Origin of the sequence: Streptomyces lunalinharesii, from assembly GCF_039532155.1 — a bacterium.
Lineage (GTDB): Bacteria > Actinomycetota > Actinomycetes > Streptomycetales > Streptomycetaceae > Streptomyces > Streptomyces lunalinharesii.
The window spans coordinates 78,886-104,402 of record NZ_BAAARK010000019.1; the positions used below are offsets into that span (position 1 = coordinate 78,886).

18 protein-coding genes are annotated in these 25,517 nt (G+C 74.2%); 14 read left to right on the forward strand and 4 right to left on the reverse strand.

The window, feature by feature from the left end:
* The first annotated feature begins 397 nt into the window (after positions 1-397).
* Positions 398-1,807 carry an MFS transporter gene (locus ABD385_RS25690; protein WP_344580294.1) on the forward strand — a complete coding sequence of 470 codons (1,410 nt, stop codon included), beginning with the start codon at positions 398-400 and terminating at the stop codon, positions 1,805-1,807.
* Between the two features lie 198 nt (positions 1,808-2,005).
* Positions 2,006-3,190, forward strand: coding sequence for a uroporphyrinogen-III synthase (locus ABD385_RS25695; protein ID WP_344580295.1), 1,185 nt, complete (start codon positions 2,006-2,008; stop codon positions 3,188-3,190).
* A gap of 40 nt (positions 3,191-3,230) precedes the next feature.
* Here the strand turns inward: ABD385_RS25695 and ABD385_RS25700 are convergent, their stop codons facing one another.
* Positions 3,231-4,004 carry a class I SAM-dependent methyltransferase gene (locus tag ABD385_RS25700; protein ID WP_344580296.1) on the reverse strand — a complete coding sequence of 258 codons (774 nt, stop codon included), beginning with the start codon at positions 4,002-4,004 and terminating at the stop codon, positions 3,231-3,233.
* 406 nt (positions 4,005-4,410) lie between these two features.
* Here ABD385_RS25700 and ABD385_RS25705 point away from each other — a divergent pair, with 406 nt between their 5' ends.
* From ABD385_RS25705 to ABD385_RS25720, 4 genes are all read left to right on the forward strand, one after another.
* Positions 4,411-4,995 (forward strand): CGNR zinc finger domain-containing protein, encoded by a 585-nt coding sequence (locus ABD385_RS25705; RefSeq protein WP_344580298.1) that lies wholly within the window; start codon positions 4,411-4,413, stop codon positions 4,993-4,995.
* A gap of 173 nt (positions 4,996-5,168) precedes the next feature.
* Entirely contained in the window at positions 5,169-7,610 is a 2,442-nt protein-coding gene (locus ABD385_RS25710) for a HelD family protein (protein ID WP_344580301.1), read from the forward strand.
* Positions 7,611-8,077: 467 nt separating this feature from the next.
* Complete coding sequence (locus ABD385_RS25715) at positions 8,078-9,511, forward strand: NAD-dependent malic enzyme (RefSeq protein ID WP_344580303.1); 1,434 nt, start codon at positions 8,078-8,080, stop codon at positions 9,509-9,511.
* A gap of 245 nt (positions 9,512-9,756) precedes the next feature.
* Positions 9,757-10,038, forward strand: coding sequence for an HU family DNA-binding protein (locus ABD385_RS25720; protein WP_004951951.1), 282 nt, complete (start codon positions 9,757-9,759; stop codon positions 10,036-10,038).
* 261 nt (positions 10,039-10,299) lie between these two features.
* Here the strand turns inward: ABD385_RS25720 and murA are convergent, their stop codons facing one another.
* Positions 10,300-11,646, reverse strand: coding sequence for a UDP-N-acetylglucosamine 1-carboxyvinyltransferase (gene murA, locus ABD385_RS25725; RefSeq protein WP_344580307.1), 1,347 nt, complete (start codon positions 11,644-11,646; stop codon positions 10,300-10,302).
* 295 nt (positions 11,647-11,941) lie between these two features.
* Between murA and ABD385_RS25730 the strand changes: the two genes are divergently transcribed.
* Together ABD385_RS25730 and ABD385_RS25735 are read left to right on the forward strand one after the other, a co-directional pair.
* Entirely contained in the window at positions 11,942-12,640 is a 699-nt protein-coding gene (locus tag ABD385_RS25730; RefSeq protein ID WP_344580309.1) for a YqgE/AlgH family protein, read from the forward strand.
* Between the two features lie 257 nt (positions 12,641-12,897).
* A complete protein-coding gene (locus ABD385_RS25735; protein WP_344580311.1) occupies positions 12,898-13,581 on the forward strand; it encodes a hypothetical protein in 684 nt (227 codons plus the stop codon).
* Between the two features lie 57 nt (positions 13,582-13,638).
* Here the strand turns inward: ABD385_RS25735 and ABD385_RS25740 are convergent, their stop codons facing one another.
* Positions 13,639-14,604: a LysR family transcriptional regulator gene (locus ABD385_RS25740; RefSeq protein ID WP_344580313.1), complete on the reverse strand. Its 966-nt coding sequence runs from the start codon at positions 14,602-14,604 to the stop codon at positions 13,639-13,641.
* 133 nt (positions 14,605-14,737) lie between these two features.
* Here ABD385_RS25740 and ABD385_RS25745 point away from each other — a divergent pair, with 133 nt between their 5' ends.
* The 6 genes from ABD385_RS25745 (at position 14,738) to ABD385_RS25770 (ending at position 23,611) form a co-directional block, all read left to right on the forward strand.
* Complete coding sequence (locus ABD385_RS25745) at positions 14,738-15,919, forward strand: MFS transporter (protein WP_344580315.1); 1,182 nt, start codon at positions 14,738-14,740, stop codon at positions 15,917-15,919.
* Positions 15,906-16,193, forward strand: coding sequence for a DUF3039 domain-containing protein (locus ABD385_RS25750; RefSeq protein ID WP_078487141.1), 288 nt, complete (start codon positions 15,906-15,908; stop codon positions 16,191-16,193). The genes ABD385_RS25745 and ABD385_RS25750 overlap by 14 nt, the downstream gene beginning before the upstream one ends.
* A gap of 198 nt (positions 16,194-16,391) precedes the next feature.
* Positions 16,392-18,050 carry a beta-N-acetylhexosaminidase gene (locus tag ABD385_RS25755; RefSeq protein ID WP_344580318.1) on the forward strand — a complete coding sequence of 553 codons (1,659 nt, stop codon included), beginning with the start codon at positions 16,392-16,394 and terminating at the stop codon, positions 18,048-18,050.
* Positions 18,051-18,283: 233 nt separating this feature from the next.
* Positions 18,284-19,180, forward strand: coding sequence for an FAD binding domain-containing protein (locus tag ABD385_RS25760; protein WP_344580321.1), 897 nt, complete (start codon positions 18,284-18,286; stop codon positions 19,178-19,180).
* Complete coding sequence (locus tag ABD385_RS25765; RefSeq protein WP_344580324.1) at positions 19,177-21,162, forward strand: 2Fe-2S iron-sulfur cluster-binding protein; 1,986 nt, start codon at positions 19,177-19,179, stop codon at positions 21,160-21,162. Before ABD385_RS25760 ends, ABD385_RS25765 begins: the two co-directional genes overlap by 4 nt.
* Before the next feature lie 106 nt (positions 21,163-21,268).
* A complete protein-coding gene (locus ABD385_RS25770) occupies positions 21,269-23,611 on the forward strand; it encodes a xanthine dehydrogenase family protein molybdopterin-binding subunit (RefSeq protein WP_344580327.1) in 2,343 nt (780 codons plus the stop codon).
* Positions 23,612-24,338: 727 nt separating this feature from the next.
* Here ABD385_RS25770 and ABD385_RS25775 read toward each other — a convergent pair.
* Positions 24,339-25,070 carry a DUF4365 domain-containing protein gene (locus ABD385_RS25775; protein ID WP_344580329.1) on the reverse strand — a complete coding sequence of 244 codons (732 nt, stop codon included), beginning with the start codon at positions 25,068-25,070 and terminating at the stop codon, positions 24,339-24,341.
* Positions 25,071-25,517 lie beyond the last annotated feature (447 nt).

Consider the following 25,517-nt stretch of genomic DNA (forward strand, 5'->3'; position numbering starts at 1 on the left):
ATCCCTTCCTTCCGGTGTCCGGGGTGCCCGGCATCCCTGCGGGGGTGGGTGTGGCGCCCTGGCAGGGGCGAACGGCCGCCGCCGGACGGGAGGCGCCTCCGCGTCGGCGACGGAGCGTGGTGGGCTGGTCACTCCGTGCGTCGGATAAAAAGGCTGGCAGTGTCCGCGGCACGTGCCATTACCCCGTTCGGGTGAATGCGGGGGCGCGTGGTGCATCGCGGCGCACCGCCTGTGCCGCGTACGCCGCGCGTGTGCCGCGGTGGCTCACCGTGTGCATCCGCGGTGCGTGAGGGCAAGGTTTCGCGCTGGTCACGTGCGGCCACAGGGCGGTAATCCGTCGTCCCTAGCGTCGGGACGGACCCGGTCCGGGGGACCGGAGCGACCCTTGGGAGGCGCGATGACCGAGACGGCGACGGAGGCCACCGGCACCGGGACGGCGGGTGGCCGGGTGCGGAAGGGGCGGCGCTGGATCGAGCGCTGGGACCCGGAGGACGAGGTGTTCTGGCGGGAGTCCGGGGCGCGGATCGCCCGGCGCAATCTGGTCTTCTCCGTGATGACCGAGCACGTCGGCTTCTCGGTGTGGAGCCTGTGGTCGGTGCTGGTGCTGTTCATGGGCCCGGAGTACGGGATCGACCCGGCCCGGAAGTTCTTCCTCGTCGCCGTGCCGACGCTGGTGGGGGCGGTGCTGCGGGTGCCGTACACGTTCGCCGTGGCGCGGTTCGGCGGGCGCAACTGGACGGTGTTCAGCGCCCTGTTGCTGCTGGTGCCGGCGGTCGCGGCGGCGGCGGTGATGCGGCCGGGGACGTCGTACGGGACGTTCTTGGCGGTGGCCGCGCTGGCCGGGGTCGGCGGCGGCAACTTCGCCTCGTCCATGACCAACGTCAACGCCTTCTACCCGCTGCGGAAGAAGGGCTGGGCGCTGGGGCTGAACGCCGGCGGCGGCAATCTGGGGGTGCCGGTGGTCCAGTTGCTGGGGCTGCTGGTCATCGCCACGGCGGGGGCCGCGCACCCGCGGCTGCTGCTCGCCGGCTACCTGCCGCTGATCGTCCTCGCGGCGCTGCTGGCCGCGCTGCGCATGGACAACCTCGCGCCGGTCGCCAACGACACGGGGGCGGCCGTGGCGGCGGCCCGGGACCGGCACACCTGGCTGATGGCGCTGCTCTACGTCGGGTCCTTCGGGTCGTTCATCGGCTACAGCTTCGCCTTCGGGCTCGTCCTCCAGGGCCAGTTCGCGCGCACGCCCCTACAGGCGGCGTCGCTGACCTTCGTCGGGCCGCTGCTGGGCTCGCTGGCCCGGCCGGTCGGCGGCTGGCTGGCGGACCGGTGCGGCGGGGCGCGGATCACCCTGGCGAACTTCGCGGCGATGGGCCTGGCCACCGGGGTGGTGCTGGTCGCCTCGGCGGTGCGTTCGCTGCCGCTGTTCCTCGTCGGCTTCACCGCGCTGTTCCTGCTGACCGGCCTCGGCAACGGCGCCACCTACAAGATGATCCCGGGCATCTTCCTGGCCCGGGCGCGGCGCCGCGGGCTGACCGGCGAGGCGGCCGTGGCGGCCGGGCGGCGGCTCTCGGGGGCCGCGATGGGGCTGATCGGCGCGGTGGGGGCGCTCGGCGGCCTGGGCATCAACCTGGCCTTCCGGGAGGCGTTCGCGACCACCGGTTCCGGGGTGCCGGCGTTCGCCGCGTTCCTGGCGTTCTACGGGGTGTGCGGGGCGGTGACCTGGGCGGCGTACCTGCGCCGCCCGGAAACCGGGCCGACCACCGCGGATCCGGCCGGGGCGGCGGTCCGTCCGGCGTACGCCGACGTCTGAAAACCGTGCCCCAACAGGCGCGTCCGTAACAGGCGGGAAATACTGGCGCACCGGGTCTGTCATGTGCCGTTGGCAGGCTCGACACCTTGCCCGGGTGCGCCGGATCCGCGGCGTCACCAGGGCGAACGACGGACGGGAGCGCCGGCGGCACCGCAAGGCGCGGCGCAGCAGACCACTCGGGCGGAGCGGGACGGACCGATGCACGATCAGCAGGAGGCGGCCGGGCGGGAACGGCCCGCGGAGCCGGAACGGGCGGTGCGCCCGTTGGACGGCTTCACGGTCGGGGTCACCGCGGCCCGCCGGGCGGACGAACTGGGCGCGCTGTTGGAGCGCCGCGGCGCCCAGGTGGTGCACGCCCCGGCGCTGCGCATCGTGCCGCTGCCGGACGACAGCGAACTGCTCGCCGCCACCCGCGCGCTGACCGACGATCCGCCGGACGTGGTGGTGGCCACCACCGCCATCGGGTTCCGCGGCTGGATCGAGGCGGCGGAGGGCTGGGGGCTGGGCGAGGCGCTGCTGGACCGGCTGGCCGGGGTGGAACTGCTGGCCCGCGGCCCGAAGGTGCGCGGCGCGATCCGGGCCGCCGGGCTGACCGAGAAGTGGTCGCCGGCTTCGGAGTCGATGGCCGAGGTGCTGGACCGGCTGCTGGCGGGGGATGTCGCCGGGCGGCGGATCGCCGTCCAACTGCACGGGGAGCCGCTGCCGGGGTTCGTCGAGGCGCTGCGGGCCGCCGGCGCCGAGGTGGTCGGGGTGCCGGTGTACCGGTGGATGCCGCCGGCCGACCTCGGGCCGGTGGACCGGCTGTTGGACGCGGTGCTGGCGCGCGGCGTGGACGCGGTGACCTTCACCAGCGCCCCGGCCGCCGCCTCGCTGCTGCGTCGGGCCGCCGAGTGCGGCCGCCAACCGGAGGTGCTGGCCGCGCTGCGGCAGGACGTGCTGGTGGCGTGCGTGGGGCCGGTGACGGCGCTGCCGCTGGAGGCGCTGGACGTGCCCACCCGGCAGCCGGAGCGGTTCCGGCTGGGGCCGCTGGTGCAGCTGCTGTGCCGGGAACTCCCGGGCCGGGTGCCGCCGTTGCCGGTCGCCGGGCAGCGCCTGGAGATCCGCGGCCGGGCCGCCGTGCTGGACGGTGCGCTGCGCCCGGTGCCGCCCGCCGGGATGGCGCTGCTGCGCGCCCTGGCCCGCCGTCCCGGCTGGGTGGTGGGCCGCGCCGAACTGCTGCGGGCGCTGCCGGGCACGGGCCGCGACGAGCACGCGGTGGAGACCGCGATGGCCCGGTTGCGCACCGCCCTGGGGGAGCCGCGGCTGATCCAGACGGTGGTCAAGCGCGGCTACCGGCTGGCACTGGACGCCCCCGTGGACACCGACAAGTACGGCGGCCACTAGGAGCCGTCCCGGGGCCCCGAGGCCCCTGCCGTCAGGGTCCTCAGGCCGGGTTGCTCACCCGGATCTTGGACTGGCCGTGCGGCCGGGTCTCCCAGTCCTCCATGAACCGGGCCTGGAGCCCGTGCTTGCCGGCCAGCCGCAGCAGGGTCTCGGTCCGGTAGTAGAAGTCCTCGCGCAGCACCTGGTGTTCGGCGCCCTCGGTCCGGTCGAAGGTGAAGTCGAAGAACCCGCCGGGGGCCAGGATCCGACCGACGTGCGCCAGGCACTCGTCGATGACGTGGATCGGCGAGTGCGAGAAGACGCTGTGCGCGTGGACGACGTCGAAGTGCGCGGACGGCAGGAACTCCAGCGTCAGGTCCTGAGTGATCGTCAGGTGCGGCAGCTTGTGCTGGAGTTCGTAGGTGGTCAGGGTCCGCTTGGCGGCTATCAGGATGTCCGGCGAGATGTCGATGCCGTAGTAGTTGCCGGCGTCCAGGTGGGCGATGAAGCGCCAACCGGCGCGCAGGTTGCCGCAGCCGATGTCGAGCATCCGGTGCCTGGGCTCCAGCCCGTGCTCCACCAGGTAGTCGAACTGCATCTCGCCCAGCGCCAGCCAGCGCTCGTGGCTGCGGCTGCCGACCGCGGCCTCCGGGTTGCGGCCGGTGTCCGAGGCCATCACCGCGCGGTAGTACGCGACGTGGTCGGGGTGCTTCAGGCGCAGCCAGGTGTCGCGCGCTGTGCGCTTGACGTAGGGGGCGATCCGGGCCGGATTGCGGACCGCGTAACCGAGCTTGTGGGTCAGGCTGGCGCGGTTCTTGAGCAGCGGAGTGGACATGTCGCCGGACTATACAACACATGTATACGCGCCGTATCTACACGGGTGGTCTACATGCATGCTCTACATGCATGGTGTACGTCTGTGCCCGCGCCGACGCACGGCCGGTGGGCGGCTTCCCCGATGCTGCCGCCGCCCCTCCGGGCCAACGGGCCACCCGTCCCGCGGTCGGGTCCGCCACCCCGGCCGCGCACGGTGCGGCCGACGGCGGGGTTCCGGCGGGCGGCGCGGCCGGGCACCCTGGGAACGCTCCCGTACGCCCCCTCCGCCCCCTTCCCCACGCGCCCCCGATCCCTTCGCCCCCTTCCTCCCCCGATGTCGCCCCGCTTCTCCTGCTCCTCCTGCTTCTCCCGTTTCTCCTGCTTCTCACCGTCCCCCGCGCGCGTCCCCGAGGAGTGACAGCCCGATGGCAGCCCCCTACGGCCTCCGGTTCGACTGCGGGCGGACCAGCCTGGACCTGGCGGCCACCGCCGGCGGCGCGCCGTTCGCCGTCGAACGGCTCACCGACCCCGGGGCGTTGGCCGCCTGGCTCGTCGGCGCCGGCGTCGTGCCGCCCGGCACCCCGCTCGACGCCGTCGACGCCGACTGGGTCGCCCGCTTCCGGGCGCTGCGCGACCTGCTGGCCCGGACCGTCCGCGCCGAACTCCTCGGCCGGGCCGCCGCGGGGGACCTGGCACTGCTGAACGCCGCGGCCGCGGCCGCCCCGCCACCCGCCGTCGAGGTCGTCCGCGGCCCGGACGGCGCGCTCGCCGGCGTCCTGGCCGGCCCGCCCGACTGCACCGCACTGCTGGCGGCGGTGGCCCGGGACGCCGTCGCGCTGCTCACCGACCCGGCGGTGCGCGGGCAACTGCGCCCGTGCGCCGGCGAGGGCTGCGCGCTGGTCTACCTGGACACCTCGCGCGGCCGGCGCCGCCGCTGGTGCTCCAGCGAGGTGTGCGGCAACCGCGCCCGGGTGGCCCGGCACCGGCGCCGGGCCACCCGGACCCCCTGACGACGCCCGGGACCGCAGCCGGACGCGGTGCGTGACCGGATCCGTCGGACCGAACCGCGCCTTGAGTCAACATCCGACCGGCAACGTCCGGCTTTGTCCGTACCTCCAGGTGCGCGCGGTGCCGGCTTCGCGTACGGTTGACGGCTGCCTACGCACAGCAGAAGGGGGCCTGGGTGGCCGCGCACAACGCCACGCACGCACCGGACCACGCACCGGATTCCGTTCGCGACGGTGAGATCGAGTCCGAGCAGACGCATCTCGACCGCGTCTACCGGCGTCTTGAGGAGAAGATCCACGAGGCGGAGTTCCTGATGGACGACGCCGCCAAACGCGGCCAGGTCGGCACGCCCGGCGCGCTCGCCGAACGCGACGCCCAGGTCTTCCAGGCCGGCGTCCACCTCCACCGCCTCAACTCCGAGTACGAGGACTTCCTCTTCGGGCGGATCGACCTGCTCCAGGGGAAGGACGGCAAGAAGGGCCCGGACGGCGCCTACACCTCCGTCGAGCCCGCCGACGGCGTCATCCAGGACGGCCGCGCCGCCATCGCCGAGACGCTCCACATCGGGCGCCTCGGCGTCCTGGACGCGGACTACTCGCCGCTGGTCATCGACTGGCGGGCGCCGGCCGCCGCGCCGTTCTACCGCGCGACCCCGGTCGCCCCCGGCCGGGTCGTCCGCCGCCGGGTGATCCGCTCCAAGGGCCGCAAGGTGCTGGGCGTCGAGGACGACCTGATGCGCCCGGAGGTCACCGCGACGCTGGACGGCGCCGAGCTGCCGGCGGTCGGCGACGGCGCCCTGATGGCCGCCCTGGGCCGGGCCCGCAGCCACACCATGCGGGACATCGTCGCCTCCATCCAGGCCGAACAGGACCTGGTGATCCGGGCGCCCGCCGCCTCCGTCACCGAGGTCGAGGGCGGCCCCGGCACCGGCAAGACCGCGGTCGCCCTGCACCGCGCCGCCTACCTGCTCTACCAGGACCGCCGCCGCTACGCCGGCGGCATCCTGATCGTCTCCCCGACCCCGCTGCTGGTCGCCTACACCGAGGGCGTGCTGCCGTCGCTCGGCGAGGAGGGCCAGGTCGCCATCCGGGCGCTCGGCTCGCTCGTCGAGGGCGCCGAGGCGACCGCCTACGACCCGCCGGCGGTCTCCCGCATCAAGGGCTCGGCGCGGATGGTCAAACTGCTGCGCAAGGCCGCCCGCGGGGCGCTGGAGGCCCCGCCCGCCCCGCCGCGGGCCCGCCCCGCCGAGGACGCCCAGCTGTCCCTGGAGGACCTCGCCGCGGGGGCGGACGCCCCAACCGGCGACCCGGCCCCGCCGACCCGCCTGCGGGTCGTCGCGTTCGGCGCCCGGCTCGAACTCGACGAGGCCGAGCTGCGCGCCATCCGCCACTCCGCCCTGGGCGGCACCGCCCCGGTCAACCTGCTGCGCCCGCGCGCCCGCCGGCTGATCCTGGACGCCCTGTGGACCAAGTCCGACGCGGCCCGCCGCTTCCCGGACCCGGAGCTGGCCGCCGAGGCCCGCCGGGGCTTCGACGAGGACCTCGTCACCGAACCCGACTTCCAGGAGTTCCTGGTGGGCTGGTGGCCCGAACTCACCCCGCGCGCGGTGCTCGCCACGATGGCCGACGACCGCCGCCTCGGCCGCTGGGCGCGCCGCCTGCTCAACCCGCGCGAGGTCCGGCAACTCGCCCGCTCGCTGCGCCGGTTGGGCGACGACGGCCGCGGCCCGCTGTCGGTGCACGACGTCGCGCTGCTGGACGAGCTCCAGCTGGTCCTGGGCGCCCCGGCCCGGCCGGCCCGCCCCCGCGAGGCCGACCCGCTGGACCACCTCACCGGCCTGGAGGAGCTGACCACCTACGCGGACCGGTTCTCGTCCGGCCGCGGCCGGCGGGAGCGCCTGGAGGAGGAGCGCACCGACTACGCCCACGTCATCGTCGACGAGGCCCAGGACCTGACGCCCATGCAGTGGCGGATGGTCGGCCGCCGCGGCCGGCACGCCACCTGGACCGTGGTCGGCGACCCGGCGCAGTCCTCCTGGTCGGACCCGGACGAGGCCGCCGAGGCCCGCGACGAGGCGCTGGGCACCCGCCCCCGCCGCCGCTTCACGCTCACCGTGAACTACCGCAACCCGGCCGAGATCGCGGAGCTGGCCTCCAAGATCCTGGCCCTGGCCATGCCCGGCGCCCCGGCCCCGCGGGCGGTCCGCTCGACCGGCCTGGAGCCGCGCTTCGCCGTCGTGGACGGCACGGACGCGGCCGGCTCGGGCGGTGCGGCCGACGGGGCGCTGGAGCGGGCCACCGTCGCCGAGGCCGCGCGGTTGCTGGCCGAGGTCGAGGGCACGGTCGGCGTCGTGGTGGCGATGCACCGCCGCGCGCAGGCCCGCACCTGGCTGGCCGGGCTCGGCGACCGCGTGGTGGCGCTGGGCTCCCTGGAGGCCAAGGGCCTGGAGTACGACGCCACCTTGGTGGTCTCGCCCGCCGAGATCGCTGACGAGTCGCCGGCCGGGCTGCGGGTGCTCTACGTCGCCCTGACCCGCGCCACCCAGCAGCTGACCGTGCTCTCCGCCACCCCGGACGACCCGGACGCGGACGGGGTGCCGGACCTGCTGCGGGACTAGGGCGTTCCGGGGCCGGCCGTGCTGCCATCCGAGGGGTTGTGAAATCAGTCGTGCGGGACGGGATTCGCTTGCCGGGATGGTTTGTTAGCCTTGGTGGCGGCACCGGCTCGATCCAAGCCCCCGGGCCCAACCATCGTCGCTACGAGCGACCACTTGCCGCGAGGCGAGCATGGCGGGTCGGTGTCATAAGCCCTTGAGGCGCGGGCGCCCCTCCTTCGGGAGGGGCGCCCGCGGTCGTTTTCCCGGCCGATGCGGGCCCGGAGCACGGCATGGCTGATTCCCGCCGCCCGAGGGGGTTCCGCTCAGCCGGGCAACTCTCGTATGGTGGAAGAGTCTTTCCGAAATTCGTAGCTGGTTACCGTGTACCGGCTGGTAGGTGGGACGATCGAACGACGCGCTCCGGCTCGGGCACCCCTGAGTCCCGGAGCCGCTTAGAGCCAAACCAGGGAAAGCAGAGGAAGTCGGCCATGGCAACGGCGCCTAGCGTCTCGTATTCGATGACGGTGCGACTGGAAGTTCCCGCAAGCGGCACCGCCGTCAGCCAGCTCACCACGGCCGTGGAGTCCTCCGGCGGGTCGGTCACCGGCCTCGACGTGACCGCATCCGGTCACGAGAAGCTCCGGATCGACGTCACGATCGCCGCGACCTCCACCGCGCACGCCCAGGAGATCGTCTCCAAGCTGCGCACCATCGAAGGCGTCTCGCTCGGCAAGGTCTCGGACCGGACCTTCCTGATGCACCTCGGTGGCAAGATCGAGATGTCGTCCAAGCACCCCATCCGCAACCGTGACGACCTGTCCATGATCTACACCCCGGGCGTCGCGCGGGTCTGCCAGGCGATCGCCGACAACCCCGAGGACGCCCGCCGGCTCACCATCAAGCGCAACAGCGTCGCGGTGGTCACCGACGGTTCCGCGGTCCTCGGCCTGGGCAACATCGGCCCCAAGGCCGCACTGCCCGTCATGGAGGGCAAGGCGGCCCTCTTCAAGCGCTTCGCCGGCATCGACGCCTGGCCGATCTGCCTGGACACCCAGGACAGCGACGCGATCGTCGAGATCGTCAAGGCCATCGCCCCCGGCTTCGCGGGCATCAACCTGGAGGACATCTCCGCGCCCCGCTGCTTCGAGATCGAGGCCCGGCTGCGCGAGGCCCTGGACATCCCGGTCTTCCACGACGACCAGCACGGCACCGCCATCGTGGTGCTCGCGGCGCTCACCAACGCCCTGCGGGTGGTCGGCAAGAAGATCGAGGACGTCCGGGTCGTGATGTCCGGCGCCGGTGCGGCCGGTACCGCCATCCTCAAGCTGCTGCTGGCCGCCGGCGTGCACCACGCGGTGGTCGCCGACATCCACGGCGTGGTCCACGCGGGCCGCCCCGACCTGGTCGACGCCGACCCCGACTCGGCGCTGCGCTGGATCGCCGACAACACCAACCCCGAGGGCGTCACCGGCACCCTCAAGGAGGCCGTGGTCGGCGCCGACGTCTTCATCGGCGTCTCGGCCCCCAACGTCCTCGACGGCGACGACGTGGGCCAGATGGCCGAGGGCGCGATCGTGTTCGCGCTGGCCAACCCGGACCCGGAGGTCGACCCGGCGATCGCCCGGCAGACCGCCGCCGTGGTCGCCACCGGCCGTTCCGACTTCCCGAACCAGATCAACAACGTCCTGGTGTTCCCCGGTGTCTTCCGCGGGCTGCTCGACGCCGCCTCGCGTACGGTGAACACCGAAATGATGCTGGCAGCGGCCGGCGCCCTCGCCGACGTCGTGCTGGATGACGAGCTCAACGCGAACTACATCATTCCCAGCGTCTTCAACGAGAAGGTCGCGGGTGCGGTGGCCGGCGCGGTGCGTGACGCGGCGAAGGCCGCGGGCGAGGCTGTGACGGCTGCCACGGGCGTCTGAGACGGCGCGTCGCGGGACCTGCCCCCAGCGAGCCACCCATAGGGTGGCGGGTGACCCTCCAGGGTGCCGGATTGGCTTTACCGCCGCAGGTGGGGGCAGGATGCTCTCCCAAGGACAATGTCCAGGGGGACCTCAGGCGCGAGGGAGCTGAAGGACGGACCCGGTTCGGTGGGCCGTCCGAGGGCCCTGGCAGCATCGGCTTCGATCTCACGCCGCATTGGCAAGAAGAACACGGGAGTACATACATGAACCGCAGTGAGCTGGTGGCCGCTCTGGCCGATCGCGCCGAGGTGACCCGCAAGGACGCCGACGCCGTTCTGGCCGCGCTCGCCGAGACCGTCGGCGAGGTCGTCGCCAAGGGCGACGAGAAGGTCACCATCCCCGGCTTCCTGACCTTCGAGCGCACCCACCGTGCCGCTCGCACCGCCCGGAACCCGCAGACCGGTGAGCCGATCCAGATCGCGGCCGGCTACAGCGTGAAGGTCTCCGCGGGCTCCAAGCTCAAGGAAGCCGCCAAGGGCAAGTAAGGCCCTTCCGACGGCACCGAAGGCGGCCACCCCTCCCGGGGGTGGCCGCCTTCGTGCGTGCCCGCGTACGGCGGGCTCAGGGCCGTTGTCGGGCCTGGGCCGGCCGGGGCCGGGGCCCGTCCGGACCGTCGGGCCCCGGCCGTGCGGTGTTTCGCCGCCTCGGGCGGGAGGCGGGCGGGCAGAGCGAAGGCGCCGCACGGTCCTCCTGCGAGGACCGTGCGGCGCCTTCGAAAAATCCGGCGCGGCCGGGGCCGGTGGGCGTCAGCCCCGCGGGTTGCCGTTCGGCAGCTCCACCTTCGCGCCCAGCTCCACGAGCTTCTCCATGAAGTTCTCGTAGCCGCGGTTGATCAGGTCGATGCCGTGCACCCGGGACGTGCCCTGCGCCGCCAGCGCCGCGATCAGGTACGAGAAGCCGCCGCGCAGGTCGGGGATGACCAGGTCGGCGCCCTGCAGCCGGGTGGGGCCGGAGACGACCGCGGAGTGCAGGAAGTTGCGCTGGCCGAAGCGGCAGGCGGAGCCGCCCAGGCACTCGCGGTAGAGCTGGATGTGGGCGCCCATCTGGTTGAGCGCCTCGGTGAAGCCCAGCCGGGACTCGTAGACCGTCTCGTGGACGATCGACAGGCCCGACGCCTGGGTCAGGGCGACCACCAGGGGCTGCTGCCAGTCGGTCTGGAAACCGGGGTGGACGTCGGTCTCCAGGGCGATGGCGTTGAGCGAGCCGCCCGGGTGCCAGAAGCGGATGCCCTCGTCGTCGATCTCGAAGGCGCCGCCGACCTTCCGGAAGGTGTTCAGGAACGTCATCATCGAGCGCTGGTGCGCGCCGCGGACGTAGATGTTGCCCTCGGTGGCCAGCGCCGCGGACGCCCAGGAGGCGGCCTCCAGGCGGTCCGGGAGGGCACGGTGGTTGTAGCCGTCGAGCCTGTCGACACCGGTGATCCGGATGGTCCGGTCGGTGTCCATGGAGATGATCGCGCCCATTTTCTGCAGGACGCAGATCAGGTCCTCGATCTCCGGCTCCACCGCGGCGTTCGACAGCTCGGTGACGCCCTCGGCCAGGACGGCCGTCAGCAGCACCTGCTCGGTCGAGCCGACCGACGGGTACGGCAGCCGGATCTTGGTGCCGCGCAGCCCGCGCGGCGCCTCCAGGTACTGCCCGTCGTCGCGCTTCTCGATCTTGGCGCCGAACTGGCGCAGCACGTCGAAGTGGAAGTCGACCGGCCGGCCGCCGATGTCGCAGCCGCCCAGGCCCGGGATGAAGGCGTGGCCCAGTCGGTGCAGCAGCGGGCCGCAGAACAGGATCGGGATCCGCGAGGAGCCGGCGTGCGCGTCGATGTCGGCGACGTTGGCGCTCTCCACGTGCGACGGGTCGAGGACCAGCTCGCCGGGCTCGTCGCCCGGACGCACGGTCACGCCGTGCAGCTGGAGCAGCCCGCGCACCACACGGACGTCCCGGATGTCCGGAACGTTGCGCAGTCGGCTCGGACCGCTGCCCAGCAGGGCGGCGACCATGGCCTTGGGCACAAGGTTCTTCGCGCCGCGAACCCGGATCTCGCCCTCGAGCGGGGTGCCGCCGTGGACAAGCAGTACGTCGTCAGTAGAGACGGTCATGGATCTCGCGTTCCTGGAGTCGGTCAGGGCCAGGAGAAATGGTAAGGGCGGCCGAGGGGGTGTCCGTTGCGGTGGCCCTGGTCCGGCCATGTAATGGCTTTGTCACAACACGCTCCGCTACGGTCGGCCTTTGATTCGTAATCACCTTTTGCCCGGAAAGCGTCTAATGTCGCGAATAGGACATCCGGGTACGGAGCGTGTGCGCCGGGGCCTGCCGCCGTACGCCGGCCCTGCTCTCCCGGCGGGTCCGGGCGTTGACTCCCCCTCCGGGCCGGAAGTGCGGGATCATGTGGCCATGACCGAGGTGTCCTCGCTCACAGGCCGGCTGCTCGTCGCCACGCCCGCGCTCGCCGACCCGAACTTCGACCGCGCGGTGGTGCTCCTCCTCGACCACGACGAGGAGGGCTCCCTCGGTGTGATCCTGAACCGTCCCACACCGGTCGGCGTCGCCGACATCCTCGCCCCCTGGGCCGAGCTGGCCGGCGAACCCGGGGTGGTCTTCCAGGGCGGCCCGGTGTCGCTGGACTCGGCGCTTGGCGTGGCCGTGGTGCCCGGCGGACCGTCCGGCGAGGGCGCCCCGTCGGGGAGCGGCACCCGCACCGGCGGCGCGGTCGGCGGGACGGCCGGCGCGCCCCCGGGCTCCACGCGCCGGGGCGACCCGCAGGCCACCGACACCGCGGGCGGCGCCGGGCCCGGCGACGAACCGCTGGGCTGGCGCCGGGTGCACGGCGCGATCGGGCTGGTGGACCTGGAGGCCCCGCCGGAGCTGCTGGCCGCGGTCCTCGGCAGCCTGCGGATCTTCGCCGGGTACGCCGGCTGGGGGCCCGGCCAGTTGGAGGACGAGCTGGTGGAGGGGGCCTGGTACGTCGTCGAGTCCGAGCCGGGTGACGTCTCCTCGCCCGATCCGGAGCAGCTGTGGCGGGCCGTGCTGCGCCGGCAGCGCAACGAGCTGGCGATGGTGGCGACGTACCCCGACGACCCGTCGTTGAACTGACCCGCGCATCGGGTGCCGGGCCGGTTGTCGGGACGCGTCCGGCGCCGCCGCGCGGCGCGTGTCGCACGCCGCGCGCCGGGTGGTGCACCCGGGCGATCGTCGGGGCATTTTGTGACGGCTTCGTCATGGGGAATTGTCAGACCCCGTCGCTATCGTTCGGGGTGGCAAGAACGTTGCGCGGACGCGTCCCCGAACCCTGAGCCTCGCGCGAGCAGGGGAGCTCGCGACCGCGACCGAAACTGACGGGGGAGAGCACCATGCACAGGCCGAGCGTGCCCGAGGACCTGGACCATCCGGAGCAGGTGTGGGCGCGCGCCGCGACACTGGCGGTGGTGGCCGCGGCCATGAACGACGGGGACGAGTACTCCTGGGGCCCGGACGGTCTGCACTGCTGGAACTGCGGCGGCTCGTACTGGTGGCGGCTGAAGCTCTACGACGACGGCCGCGCGCTGCTGTGCGGCCAGGACTCCGACGGGAGCTACACGCACAACGGCGACAAGCAGATCGACTTCCTGGCCGGCGGCCCCGCCTGGCTGCCCTGGGGGCAGCTGCGGGACGACGCCGACGGCAACCTCCTCGGCTTCGCCTACTGGTACGAGGACGGCGCCTGGGCCCGCGCCGCCTACCCCGCGGCGCTGCCGGACGACGGCCTGGAGATGGCGATGAGCTGGGCGGCGCCCGGTGACGCGGCGGTCCAGGAGATCACCGAGCACCTGGTGGCGCTCCTGGAGACCGACGTCCGCCCCGCGGCGACGGTCCGCGCGTTCATCGCGTCCGCCGCGGCCCGCGCGGTCGGCGCGGCGGACGTCTCGGCGCTGCTGGACGCGGTCTGCGGCCCGGACTGCTGGTACGAGGTCCGCCCGGAGGCCGCGTTGGCGTTCGCCGTCGAGCTGGGGCTGACGGCCGGCGACCGCGGCGGGGTGCCGGCGACGGCGTCGTAGTCGCGCCGCGGGGCGCGGCGGCGGATCCCCGAGGGCGAGCGGTGCCCGCGCCGGCCGTCAGCCCCGGTGCCGCCCGCCCAGGGTGAAGAAGCGCTCGGCGAGCGGCTCGGCGTCGCGGGCCGGTAGGGCGAGGTGCACGGGCACCGGCGGGGCGTTCTTCAGGCGGACGTAGCGGATCTGGGGGTGGGGGTGGCGCTCGGCCACTCCCTCCGGGGCCACGCCGACCCCGTGACCGGCCGCGACCGCCTCCAGCCACTCGTCGAAGTTGCCCGCGGTGCAGGCGAGTCGGGGGCGTCGGCCTTCGGGCCACAGCTCGGGCCGGGTGGTGCCGGTGACGGTGTTGACCACCAGCGGCAGCTCGGCGAGTTCGGCCCAGTCCAGCACCCGCCGGCGGGCCAGGCTCCCCGGGGCGGCGGCGCGCGGCACGGCGGCGACCCGCGGTTCCTGGAAGAGCAGCGCGGTGCGCAGCCCGGCGTCCGGCGGCACGTCGCCGCGGAGCACCGCCACGTCCGACTCCCCGGTCTCCAGTCCGGCCAGTGGGGTGTCCCGGCGGACGAGCCGGACCTTGGCGCCGGTCGCCGCCTTGAACTCCGCGATCAGCGTGCGGCCGGCGGCCGGCAGCAGCGAGGTGAAGCCCAGTCGCAGCGTCCCCGGCCCGGTGGGCGAGCGCAGTGCGGCGGCGAGCCGGGGGAGCAGGGGGGCGAGGTCGGCGTAGAGGCGGCGGCCGGCGTCGGTGAGGGCGACCCGGCGGGTGGTCCGGTCCAGCAGCCGCACGCCGAGCGCGGCTTCCAGGGCCCGCACGGCGCGGGTCAGCGCCGGCTGGCCGGTGCGCAGCCGGTCCGCGGCGTGGGTGAAGCTGCGCTCCTCCGCGACGGCCAGGAAGCCCCGCAGGTGGCGCAGTTCGACCCCGTCGAGGACCGGGTCGGCCAGCTGGTCGGGGTCGTGGGCGACGGGGTCGTCGCCGTCTTCGGCCGGTCCGGCCGGGGCGTCGGCGTCGTCCCGGATGCCGCGGTCACCATTCATGCGGCCCCAGCATAAGTGCTCCGTGCGGGCATTTCCCGGGCCATCCGGAGACTGCCTACGTTTCCCCGTGGCGGTCCGCTCCGGGCCCGGGGACGGTCCCCGGACCCCCGGACCACCAGGGGAGTTGAGCGCGGTGCGCAAGGTCTGGCTACTGACGCTGGGGGCGTTCGCCCTCGGCCTGGACGCGTACGTGATGGCGGGGTTGCTGCCGGTCCTCGCCGCGGACGTCGGCACCCGGGTGTCCCTCGCGGGCCAACTGGTGACCGCCTTCACGCTGGCCTACGCGATCTCCGCGCCGCTGGTCGCCGGGCTGCTCTCCGGCGCGCGGCCCCGGCTGCTGATCCTGGCCGCGCTGGCCGTCTTCACCGTCGGCAACGCGTTGACCGCGCTGGCGCCGTCGCTGGGCCTGCTGCTCGGCGCCCGGATCGTCGCGGGGGCCGGCGCGGGCGTCTACTCGGCGCTGTCCACCGCGGCCGCCGCCGCGCTCGTCCCCGAGGAGAAGCGCGGGCGGGCGCTGGCCCTGGTGATGGGCGGGATGAGCGCGGGCACCGTGCTGGGCGTCCCGATCGGGGTGCTGCTGGCCGAGCACGCCGGCTGGCGGGCCACGCTCTGGCTGGTCACCGCACTGGGCGCGGTGGCGCTGGGCGGGCTGGCCGCGCTGCTGCCGCAGGTGCCCGCGGGGCCCGCCGTCCCGGTGCGGGCCCGACTCACGGCCCTCGCCGACCGCGCGGTGGCGCCGGTGGTCGCGGTGTCCTTCCTCGCCGCGGTGGCCAGCCTCGGCCTCTACACCTACCTGGCACCGGTGCTGGCCGCGGCCGGCGGCGTCCACGAGGTCGCCCCGTACCTGTGGGCCTGGGGCGCCGGCGGCGTGCTGGGCAGCGTGCTGTCCGGGCCGTTGGTGGACCGGACCGGACGGGTACGGATGCTGGCCGGCGCGCTCCTGCTGGTGGTCGCCGTGGCCCAGGCCCTGCTGCCGACCCTGGCTGCGGTGGCGCTGCCCGGTGCGGTCCTCGCCCTGCTGGCCTGGGGCGCGGCCGGCTGGGCGTTCCAGGTGCCGCAGCAGCACCGGCTGCTCCGGGCGAGCGCGCAGCGCGGCACCGTCGCCCTCGCGCTGAACAACTCGGCGCTCTACCTGGGCAGTGCGGTCGGCTCGGCGCTCGGCGGGCTGGCCCTGGCGGCGGGGGTGGCGCCGGACGCGCTGCCCTGGGCGGCGGCCGGCGTGGCGACCCTGGCACTGGTGGTGCATCTGGTGACGGGCCGACGCTCCCGACCCGCGCCGCGCGTGAGTACCCTTGGCAGTTATGAGCACTCTTGAGCCCGAGCGCGGGGCAGGTACGGGGACCCTCGTAGAGCCGACACCACAGGTGTCGCACGGCGACGGCGACCACGAGCGCTTCGCCCACTACGTCCAGAAGGACAAGATCATGGCGAGCGCGCTCGACGGCACGCCCGTCGTGGCGCTCTGCGGCAAGGTCTGGGTCCCGGGCCGCGACCCGAAGAAGTACCCGGTCTGTCCGCTGTGCAAGGAGATCTTCGAGTCCATGGGCGCCGGTGGCGACAAGGACAAGGACGGCGGCGGCAAGAAGTAGCCGCCCGCCGCGGCGCCCGCCCGCTGGGCGCGCCGCCGCGGCGCCCCGCTCCGCGCCCGGGGTCCGCACGGGCCCGGGTCCCTGACGGGCCCGGGCCCGTCGCCGTACCCGCACCGTCGGGACCCACCGGCGCACCGGTCTCTTGAGGGCCGGCGGGCAAGGGTTTCCCTCCGCGGCGGCACGGTGAAGACTGACGTCGTGACAGATCTGGAGACCGCTGCCCATACGGGTCTGATCCCGGCGCCGCTGAGCCACGACCTGGGCGACGCCGGGGCCCGCCCCCGGACCGTACGGCTCGGCGCGCACACCGCGCTGGCCGCCGCCCCCGGCACCGAGGCCACCGCCCGCTGGCTGCGCGCCACCCTCGGCGCCGCCTTCGCCCTGCCGCTGCCGCCCGGCTCCGCCGAGGCCCCGGACACCCTGGCGCTCGCCCTCGACCCGGCCCTCCCGGCGGAGGGCTACCGGCTGGAAGCCGACGCCCGCTGGGGCGTGCGCCTCACCGGCGGCGGCCCGGCCGGCGTCTTCTGGGGCGCGCAGACGCTCCGTCAGCTCCTGGGGCCCGCCGCCTTCCGCCGCGCCCCGCTCGCCCCGGAGCGCGCCCCCGGCCTGCCGGAACAGACCGTCGAGGACGCCCCCCGCTTCGGCTGGCGCGGCCTGATGCTGGACGTCGCCCGGCACTTCCTGCCCAAGGAGGGGGTGCTGCGCTATCTCGACCTGATGGCCGCGCACAAGCTGAACGTCCTGCACTTCCACCTCACCGACGACCAGGGCTGGCGGATCGAGATCCTCCGCTACCCGGAGCTGACCGCGACCGGCGCCTGGCGCGAGCGCAGCAAACTCGGCCACCGCGACTCGCCGCTGTGGGACCCGCGCCCGCACGGCGGCTACTACACCCAGGACGACATCCGCGAGATCGTCGCCTACGCCGCCGAGCGACAGATCACCGTCGTGCCCGAGATCGACGTCCCCGGGCACTCGCAGGCCGCGATCGCGGCGTACCCGGAACTCGGCAACGCCGACGTCGTCGACACCGCCGCGCTGAAGGTCTGGGACACCTGGGGCGTCAACCCCAACGTCCTGGCCCCCACCGACACCACCCTGCGCTTCTACGAGAACGTGCTGGAGGAGGTGCTCGGCCTCTTCCCGTCGCGGTTCGTGCACCTCGGCGGCGACGAGTGCCCCAAGGACCAGTGGCGGGCGTCGCCCACCGCCCAGGCCCGGATCGCCGAGTTGTCCCTGGACGGCGAGGACGGCCTGCAGAGCTGGTTCATCCACCACTTCGACCGCTGGCTCACCGAGCGCGGCCGACGGCTCGTCGGCTGGGACGAGATCCTGGAGGGCGGACTGGCCGAGGGGGCGACGGTCTCCTCCTGGCGCGGGTACGCGGGCGGCATCGCCGCGGCCAAGGCCGGCCACGACGTCGTCATGTGCCCCGAGCAGCAGGTGTACCTGGACCACCGTCAGGACGCCTCCCCCGACGAGCCGGTGCCGATCGGCTACGTGCGGACCCTGGAGGACGTCTACCGCTTCGAACCGGTGCCGCCGGACCTGACGGACGACCAGGCCGCCCGGGTCATCGGCACCCAGGCCAACGCCTGGGCCGAGGGGATGGACAGTCAGCAGCGCCGGGACTACCAGGTCTTCCCGCGGCTGGTCGCGCTCGCCGAGGTCGCCTGGTCCCGGCTGCCCGCCCCGAAGCTCCGCGACTACCAGGACTTCACCCGCCGGATGACCCACCACTACGCCCGCCTCGACGCCCTCGGCGTCGGCTACCGCCCGCCCGGCGGCCCCCACCCCTGGCAGAAGCGCCCCGGCATCCTCGGACGACCCTTCGAGGGGGCGCCCCCGAACGTGTGAGCCGCCGTGCAAGCGGGGCGCTCGTCCGGCCGGACCCTGGAACGGTGGTGTGGGGTGACCGCAACCGCCGGACGAAACCGGACCAGCGCCCTCTTCGAGGACGGAACACCGCTTCGCGGACCCTCGCGCGTACCGGGCCCGCGAAGATGTGCCAGAGTTGCCACGTCCGGGCCGTGAGCACGTACCGTACGGCGGAGCGGAACTGCCGGGACACCGGGGAAGGGGCAGCTGGGTTGACCACGCACGCACCGCACGCGTCGCCATCGGTGACGTTGCCGGCCTCGCTCGACGAGGCGGTGGCGGCACTGACCGCCATGCCCGCCGCCGTGCCGGTGGCGGGCGGCACGGACCTCATGGCGGCGGTCAACGCCGGACTCCTCAGACCGGCCGGCCTGGTGGGCCTCGGCCGGATCAGCGAGATCCGCGGCTGGCAGTACCTGGACGGCCATGCGCTGCTCGGCGCCGGCCTCACCCTCGCCCGGATGGGACGCCCCGACTTCGCCGCCCTGATCCCGGGCCTGGCCGCGGCGGCCCGCGCCGCCGGCCCGCCGCAGATCCGCAACGCCGGGACCCTGGGCGGCAACATCGTCAGTTGCGCCCCGACCGGCGACACCCTCCCGGTGCTGGCCGCCCTGGAAGCCACCGTGGTCATCGCCGGCCCCGGGGGAGCCCGCCGCGAGATCCCGGTCAGCCACCTGCTCACCGGCCGCGAGATGCTGAACCCCGGCGAACTCGTCGGCTTCGTCCGGGTGCCGCTGCTGCACGCCCCCCAGACCTTCCTCAAGGCCACCGGGCGCACCGGCCCCGGCCGCGCCACCGCCTCCGTCGCGCTCGTCCTGGACCCGGCCCGGCGCTCGGTGCGTTGCGCGGTCGGCGCGGTCGCCGCCATGCCGCTGCGCCCCCTGGAGGCCGAGCAGTGGGTGGCCTCCCTCATCGACTGGGACGGCGAACGCGGCCTGGTGCCCGAGGCGCTGGCCGCCTTCGGCGACTACGTGGCCGCCGCCTGCATCCCCGACCCGGCGCCGCCGCAGGACGGCTCCGAACCGGCGACCCTGCCACCGGCCGCGCTGCACCTGCGCCGTACGGTGGCGGCCCTGGCCCGCCGCGCACTTGGGAGGGCGCTCTCGTGAGCAACGAAGACCACCGTCACCCGCAGCAGCCGCACCCCGAGCAGGGGTGGCAGCCGCTGCCGCCGGGCGGCGAGTACGAGTCGGAGGCCACCGCCTTCGTCCAACTCCCCGAAGGCTTCACCACCGGCGCGTACGGCGCCGATTACCGCACGCCCGGCGCGGACCCGCTGGCCGCCCCCGGGCACGGCTACACCCCGCCGGCCTCGTTCCCCGCGCACTCCACCACGCCCCCCGTACCGGGGGCGGGCACCGACCCGGCGGCGACCGGGCAGTGGACGATGCCGTTCGCCGACCCGTCGGCCGGCTACGCCGACCCCGCCGCGGGCTACGGCGCCACGGGAGCGCACGCGAGCGCACCGCACCCGGACCCGTCCGCCGGCTACCACGCCAACCCGCCCGAGAACGCCCAGGCATGGCCCGGCGAGCAGGTGCACTGGCCGGTCGCCGGCAGCCCGGAGGCGGCCGGCGGCGCCTGGACCGTCCCGGCGGCCGACGACACCCTGGAGGAGTCCGGCGAGTACCTGGTCGGCGACGAGCAGCTGCCCGGACACGCAACCGCCGCGCCCTATCAGGACGGTGGCTACCCCGACGGCTACGAGGGCGCCGGCGCGACCGGCCCCGTTCAGACGGGCGCCACCGGCCACTGGAACTTCGCCGCCGGCCTCAACGCCACCAACGGGCACACCGGGACCGTCGAGCCGGGCGGCGCCGTCGACCCGGGCGCGGCCGAGCCGTTCCCGGCACCCGCCGCCGACCCGTACGCGCAGGGCCCCGCGGGGACCGCCCCGGGCGGGGCGACCGGCCACTGGTCGCTGCCCGCCGACGCGCTGGCCCAGTGGCCGCCGGCCGAGCACCCGACCCACCACGAGGACGTGACCGCCGGCCAGGATGCCGCCGAGGTGCCCGCCCCGGGCGGCGCCGAAGCGTGGTCGGTCCCGGTGGTGGAGGGCGAACAGTCCGACACCACGGGCGAGTTCGTCCTCGACGCCGGTCACGGCGCCGCCGTCGCCGACCCAGTCGCCGACCCCGGCACCGCACCCGCCGCACCGGTCGAGGAGCGCGTCCCCGCCGAGCACGGGGCGCCCGTGGCCCCCGAGGCCCCGGCCGCTGCGCCGCCGATGGCGGAGCCGCCCGGCGCCGCCCAGGAGCCCGTCGCGCCCGCTCCGCACCCCGCGGAGGCCGCGGACGCCGGCCACCCGGTGGAGCCCGCCGCGGACGCCGCCGCGCCCGTCGAGCCGGTGCCCGCCGAGGCCGCCGCGCCGACCGACCCGGACGTCCACCCGGCCGAGGAGGCCGCGGCGACCGCCGCGCCCGAACCGGCCGCCGCCGACGTCGAGGCCGCGCCGGACGCCCCCGCCGTCCTCGACCACCACGACGAACACCCCTCCGCCTCCTACGTGCTGCGCGTCAACGGCGCCGACCGGCCGGTCACCGACGCCTGGATCGGCGAGTCGCTGCTGTACGTGCTGCGCGAGCGGCTCGGCCTGGCCGGCGCCAAGGACGGCTGCTCCCAGGGGGAGTGCGGGGCCTGCTCGGTCCAGGTGGACGGGCGGCTGGTCGCCTCCTGCCTGGTGCCCGCCGCCACCGCGGCCGGCAGCGAGGTCCGCACCGTCGAGGGCCTGGCGCAGCACGGCGTGCCGTCCGACGTCCAACAGGCGCTCGCCGCCTCGGGGGCCGTGCAGTGCGGCTTCTGCGTACCGGGCATGGCGATGACCGTGCACGACCTCCTGGAGGGCAACCACGCCCCCACGGAGCTGGAGACCCGCAAGGCGCTCTGCGGCAACCTCTGCCGCTGCTCGGGGTACCGCGGCGTCCTGGACGCCGTAGCCGAGGTCGTGAAGTCCCGTACCGAGGTCGTCGAACCGTCCGCGGGTGCGGAGGCACCGACCGCGACCGCCCGCATCCCCCACCAGGCGGGGCCCGCCGACCCGATGGACGGGGCACCGCACCACCAGGATCCGCAGCCGGGAGGCGCTGGATGAACGAGCGCAGCACGGGGGTCCGGGTCCCGGGGGCCGAAGGCCGGGGCGGAGTCGTCAACAGGTGCGCGTCTCGCGCGTGCGCGGGTGAGCGGAGCGAGGTCTCGGCATGAGCGGTACGACCGACGGCGCCGCCGTCACCGCGACGCCCCCCGCGGGCGTCCAGATCCCCGAAGAGCCGCCGCCGCACGGGCTGGGCGTCTCCCTGACGCCGGCCGAGGCGCCGGCCAAGACCGAGGGCACCTTCCCGTACGCCGCCGACCTGTGGGCCGAGGGGCTGTTGTGGGCGGCGGTGCTGCGCTCCCCGCACCCCCGGGCGCGGATCCGGTCCGTGGACGTCCGGCACGCCACCGAGATGCCGGGCGTGCGCGCCGTCGTCACGCACGAGGACGTGCCCGGCGACAAGGGGCACGGCCGAGGCGTCGCCGATCGCCCGGTGTTCGCCAGGGACGAGGTCCGCCACCACGGCGAGCCGATCGCCGCAGTGGCCGCCGACCACCCCGACACGGCCCGGTTGGCCGCCGCCGCCATCGTGGTCGAGTACGAGGTCCTGGAGGCCGTCACCGACCCCCAACACGCCTTCGAGGCCGAGCCGCTGCACCCCGACGGCAACCTCATCCGGCACATCCCGCTGCGCTTCGGCGACGCGGAGGCGGTCGGCGAGGTGATGGTCGAGGGCTTCTACCGGATCGGCCGCCAGGATCCGGCGCCCATCGGGGCCGAGGCCGGCCTGGCGGTGCCGCGGCCGGACGGCGGGGTGGAGATCTACACCGCCTCCACCGACCCGCACGGCGACCGCGATCTGGCCGCGGCCTCCTTCGGCCTGGATCCGGCGCAGGTCAAGGTCGTGGTGACCGGCGTGCCCGGTGCCACCGCCGACCGCGAGGACCCCAGCACCCAGCTGTCCCTGGGCCTGTTGGCACTGCGCACGGGGTGCCCGGTGAAGCTGGCCGCCACCCGTGAGGAGTCCTTCCTCACGCACGCCCACCGGCACCCGACGCTGCTGCGCTACCGCCACCACGCGGACGGCGACGGCAAGTTGGTGAAGGTGGAGGCGCAGATCCTGATGGACGCCGGGGCCTACGCGGACACCTCCGCCGAGGCGCTGGCCGCCGCGGTGTCGTTCGCCTGCGGCCCGTACGTCGTCCCGCACGCCGTCGTCGAGGGCTGGGCGGTGCGCACCAACAACCCGCCGTCCGGCCACATGCGCGGCGAGGGCGCGCTCCAGGTCTGCGCCGCCTACGAGGGGCAGATGGACCGGCTCGCCGCCCACCTGGGCCTGGAGCCGGACGAGATCCGTCGGCGCAACGTCATGGCCACCGGCGACCTGCTGCCCACCGGGCAGACCGTCACCTGCCCCGCCCCCGTCGCCGAGCTGCTGCGGGCCGTCACCGAGGCGCCGCTGCCCGAGCTGCCCAAGGACACCCCGGAGGCGGAGTGGCTGCTGCCGGGCGGCCCCGAGGGCGCGGGGGAGCCGGGCGCGGTCCGGCGCGGCGTCGGCTACGCGCTGGGCATGGTGCACATGTTGGGCGCGGAGGGCACCGACGAGGTGTCCACCGCGACCGTGAAGGTCAGCGGTTCGGTGGCCACCGTCATCTGCGCGGCGGTGGAGACCGGTTCCGGGTTCGCCATGTTGGCGCGGCAGATCGTCCAGGAGACCCTGGGCGTCGAGGAGGTGCACGTCGCGGGCGTGGACACCGACCAGCCGCCGGCCGGTCGGGCCTGCCACGGCCGGCACACCTGGGTCTCCGGCGGCGCCGTCGAGCGGGCCGCGAAGATGGTCCGCACCCAGCTCCTGCAGCCGCTGGCCCACAAGTTCGGGATGTCCACCGAGCTGCTCCAGATCACCGACGGCAAGATCACCTCGTACGACGGGGTGCTCAGCACGACCGTCGCCGAGGCGCTGGACGGCAAGGAACTGTGGGCCACCGCCCAGTGCCGGCCGCACCCCACCGAGCCGCTGGACGAGACCGGCCAGGGCGACGCGTTCGTCGGCCTCGCCTTCTGCGCCATCCGCTGCGTCGCCGACGTGGACATCGAGCTGGGCACCGTCCGGGTGGTGGAGATGTCCGTGGCGCAGGACGTCGGCCGGGTGCTCAACCCGCGTCAACTGCAGGCCCGCATCGAGGCCGGGGTCACCCAGGGCCTGGGCGCCGCGCTGATGGAGAACCTCCGCACCACCCGCGGTCAGGTCCGCCACCCCGACCTGACCGGTTACGCGCTGCCGACCGCGCTGGACGCGCCGGACATCCGGATCGTCAAGCTCGTCGAGGAGCGCGACGTGGTCGCGCCGTTCGGCGCCAAGGCGGCCAGCGCGGTGCCGGTGGTGACCTCGCCGGCCGCGGTGGCATCGGCGGTCCGGGCCGCCACCGGACGGCCGATCGGCCGCCTGCCGATCCGCCCGCAGGCGGCGGTGGCGCAGCCCGTGCAGTCGGCGCAGGGCACGCAGTGACGCCGTCGCAGCGCCGCGGTGGCGGCGACGGGTCCGTGCCGATGCCCGCGCACTGACCCCGCGGGACGCCGTGCCGTGCGGGCCGCCCGGCCCGCACGGCGGCCCGCCCCTCGTCGCGTCCGCCCGCCCGCCCGCTCCTCTTCCGTTCCCTCCAGCGCCCGACCTGCGATTTCACTCTCCGTCACGGGTGTTGTCAGTGCCGTCACTTACCGTTATTTCCAGCGCGCGATTCCGTGCGCGACGCCGGGCGGTGACCGGCGGGGACGACTGGTGGCGGGCGTCACCAGGGGGCGGAGGCGAGTGGGATGCGCGGGGAAGAGTGGGCAGGCCGGGGACGCGGGGGAAGCGGAAGACGCCGGGACCGCTGGGGACGAGGCACGGCGGGGGCGATCGGGGTGTGGACGCGCCTGGAGGCGGCCCCCACGGTGCTGGGGGCCGCCTCCAGGTGGCAGCGCCGAAGCGCCCGCGCGCTGCCCGTCGGGACACTGCGCTTACGGAGGCCGTGGCGGGAATCGAACCCACGTAACTCGCTTTGCAGGTTTGTCTGTGCTGGTCAGAGTGTGATCCGGGCGGGTTCGCGCGCGTTCAAAGTCGTTCAGGCGTTGTGAGCACCGGTGCATGTGGACAGCTTCGGACGCCTGCGTACGGCGATGAACGAGACGGAAACTGAGACGGCGATGCCCCACTGCGGGTGGTGCTCATAGGCGGAGGTGCCGCCGTGCGATGGTTAGGCGGAGTCGGGCTGCTCGATCGGTCGCCGCCACCACTCCGTGGATTTGAAGCAGCCCATCAGCCAGTGTGCTTCCGCGATGTCGAGGATGACGTGGCCGACCGACGGGATCGGCTGGAAGCGGAGCATCCCTTCCTGGATCGGCACTGGCTCCCAGTCAAGATCATGGTGGAGCAGGACCGCGTAAGGCTGGCCGCGGCGCTGCCAGAAGACCATGGGTTCGTAGACCTCGTTCTCGAAGGGTTTGACGATGTCGTCCGGGGCGAATTCGACATCGGCCATGTCTGCCCACCTTCCAACTCCGTCGCGTTCCCGAGCCAGGTAGTGCCGCATGTCCTGCACGAAGGTGTTGAGGCTCGCGTCGGTTAGTACTGACTCCCGGGAGACGACGATGGACTTCGCCGTTTTGCGTAGCGCCCTGGCTCGACGAAGTTGACGGGTCGCATTGGCCCAGAAGAGGCCGCCCCTCTCGGCATCGTGGACTACGCACAGCACGGGCAGGGTGCCATCGCGCCAGTTGTCTCCATGATCTCCGACTGGGACGCGGTGCCCGCGCCTGGTCCGGGTCGAAACCCCGCCCTTAACCTGCATGGCTACGGAATCTTCTGTCCGCTGCCCGTTCTGGACGAAGGTGACGTGTAGATCTTCGCCGTGGTCGTTACCGCCATCGATCTCCTGCACGATGTGGCCGTGCCGCTCGAGCAGAGCACGCACCTCATTCACTGCCATGCGTCCAATACGCCGGCTCTCGGGCACCCTCGGCATCGATCCCCCTCAAGTTGTATGGGGATCAGGTTACGGCCAGCTACTGACACGCTGACTGCCTTCGGAGACTATGGAGTGCATCGAACCTTAAGTCCATAGCTTTACAGGTTTGTTCGGTCTGAGTGGAGCGTGATTCATGAGGGTTCGCGTACGTTCAATCCCGCATGGCGGCTTCGCCTGCAGTGATGGGGCGAACGATCCTGAATGGCCGCGTACGGCGATGCACGAGACGGAAGCTGAGACGGGCCGCGCGACGCCGTCCGGCGACGAGCGGGGGCATCCAGCGGGCCAAGACCTGCTGCAATAGGGCCGGATTCGCCCCACGGTTCAGCCGGTTTCACTTGCCCAGAGCCTGGCCGGATGGTTTACGCCTCGGGCGGTCATCTCAGTGCCGCTATTTGGGCCGCGCCC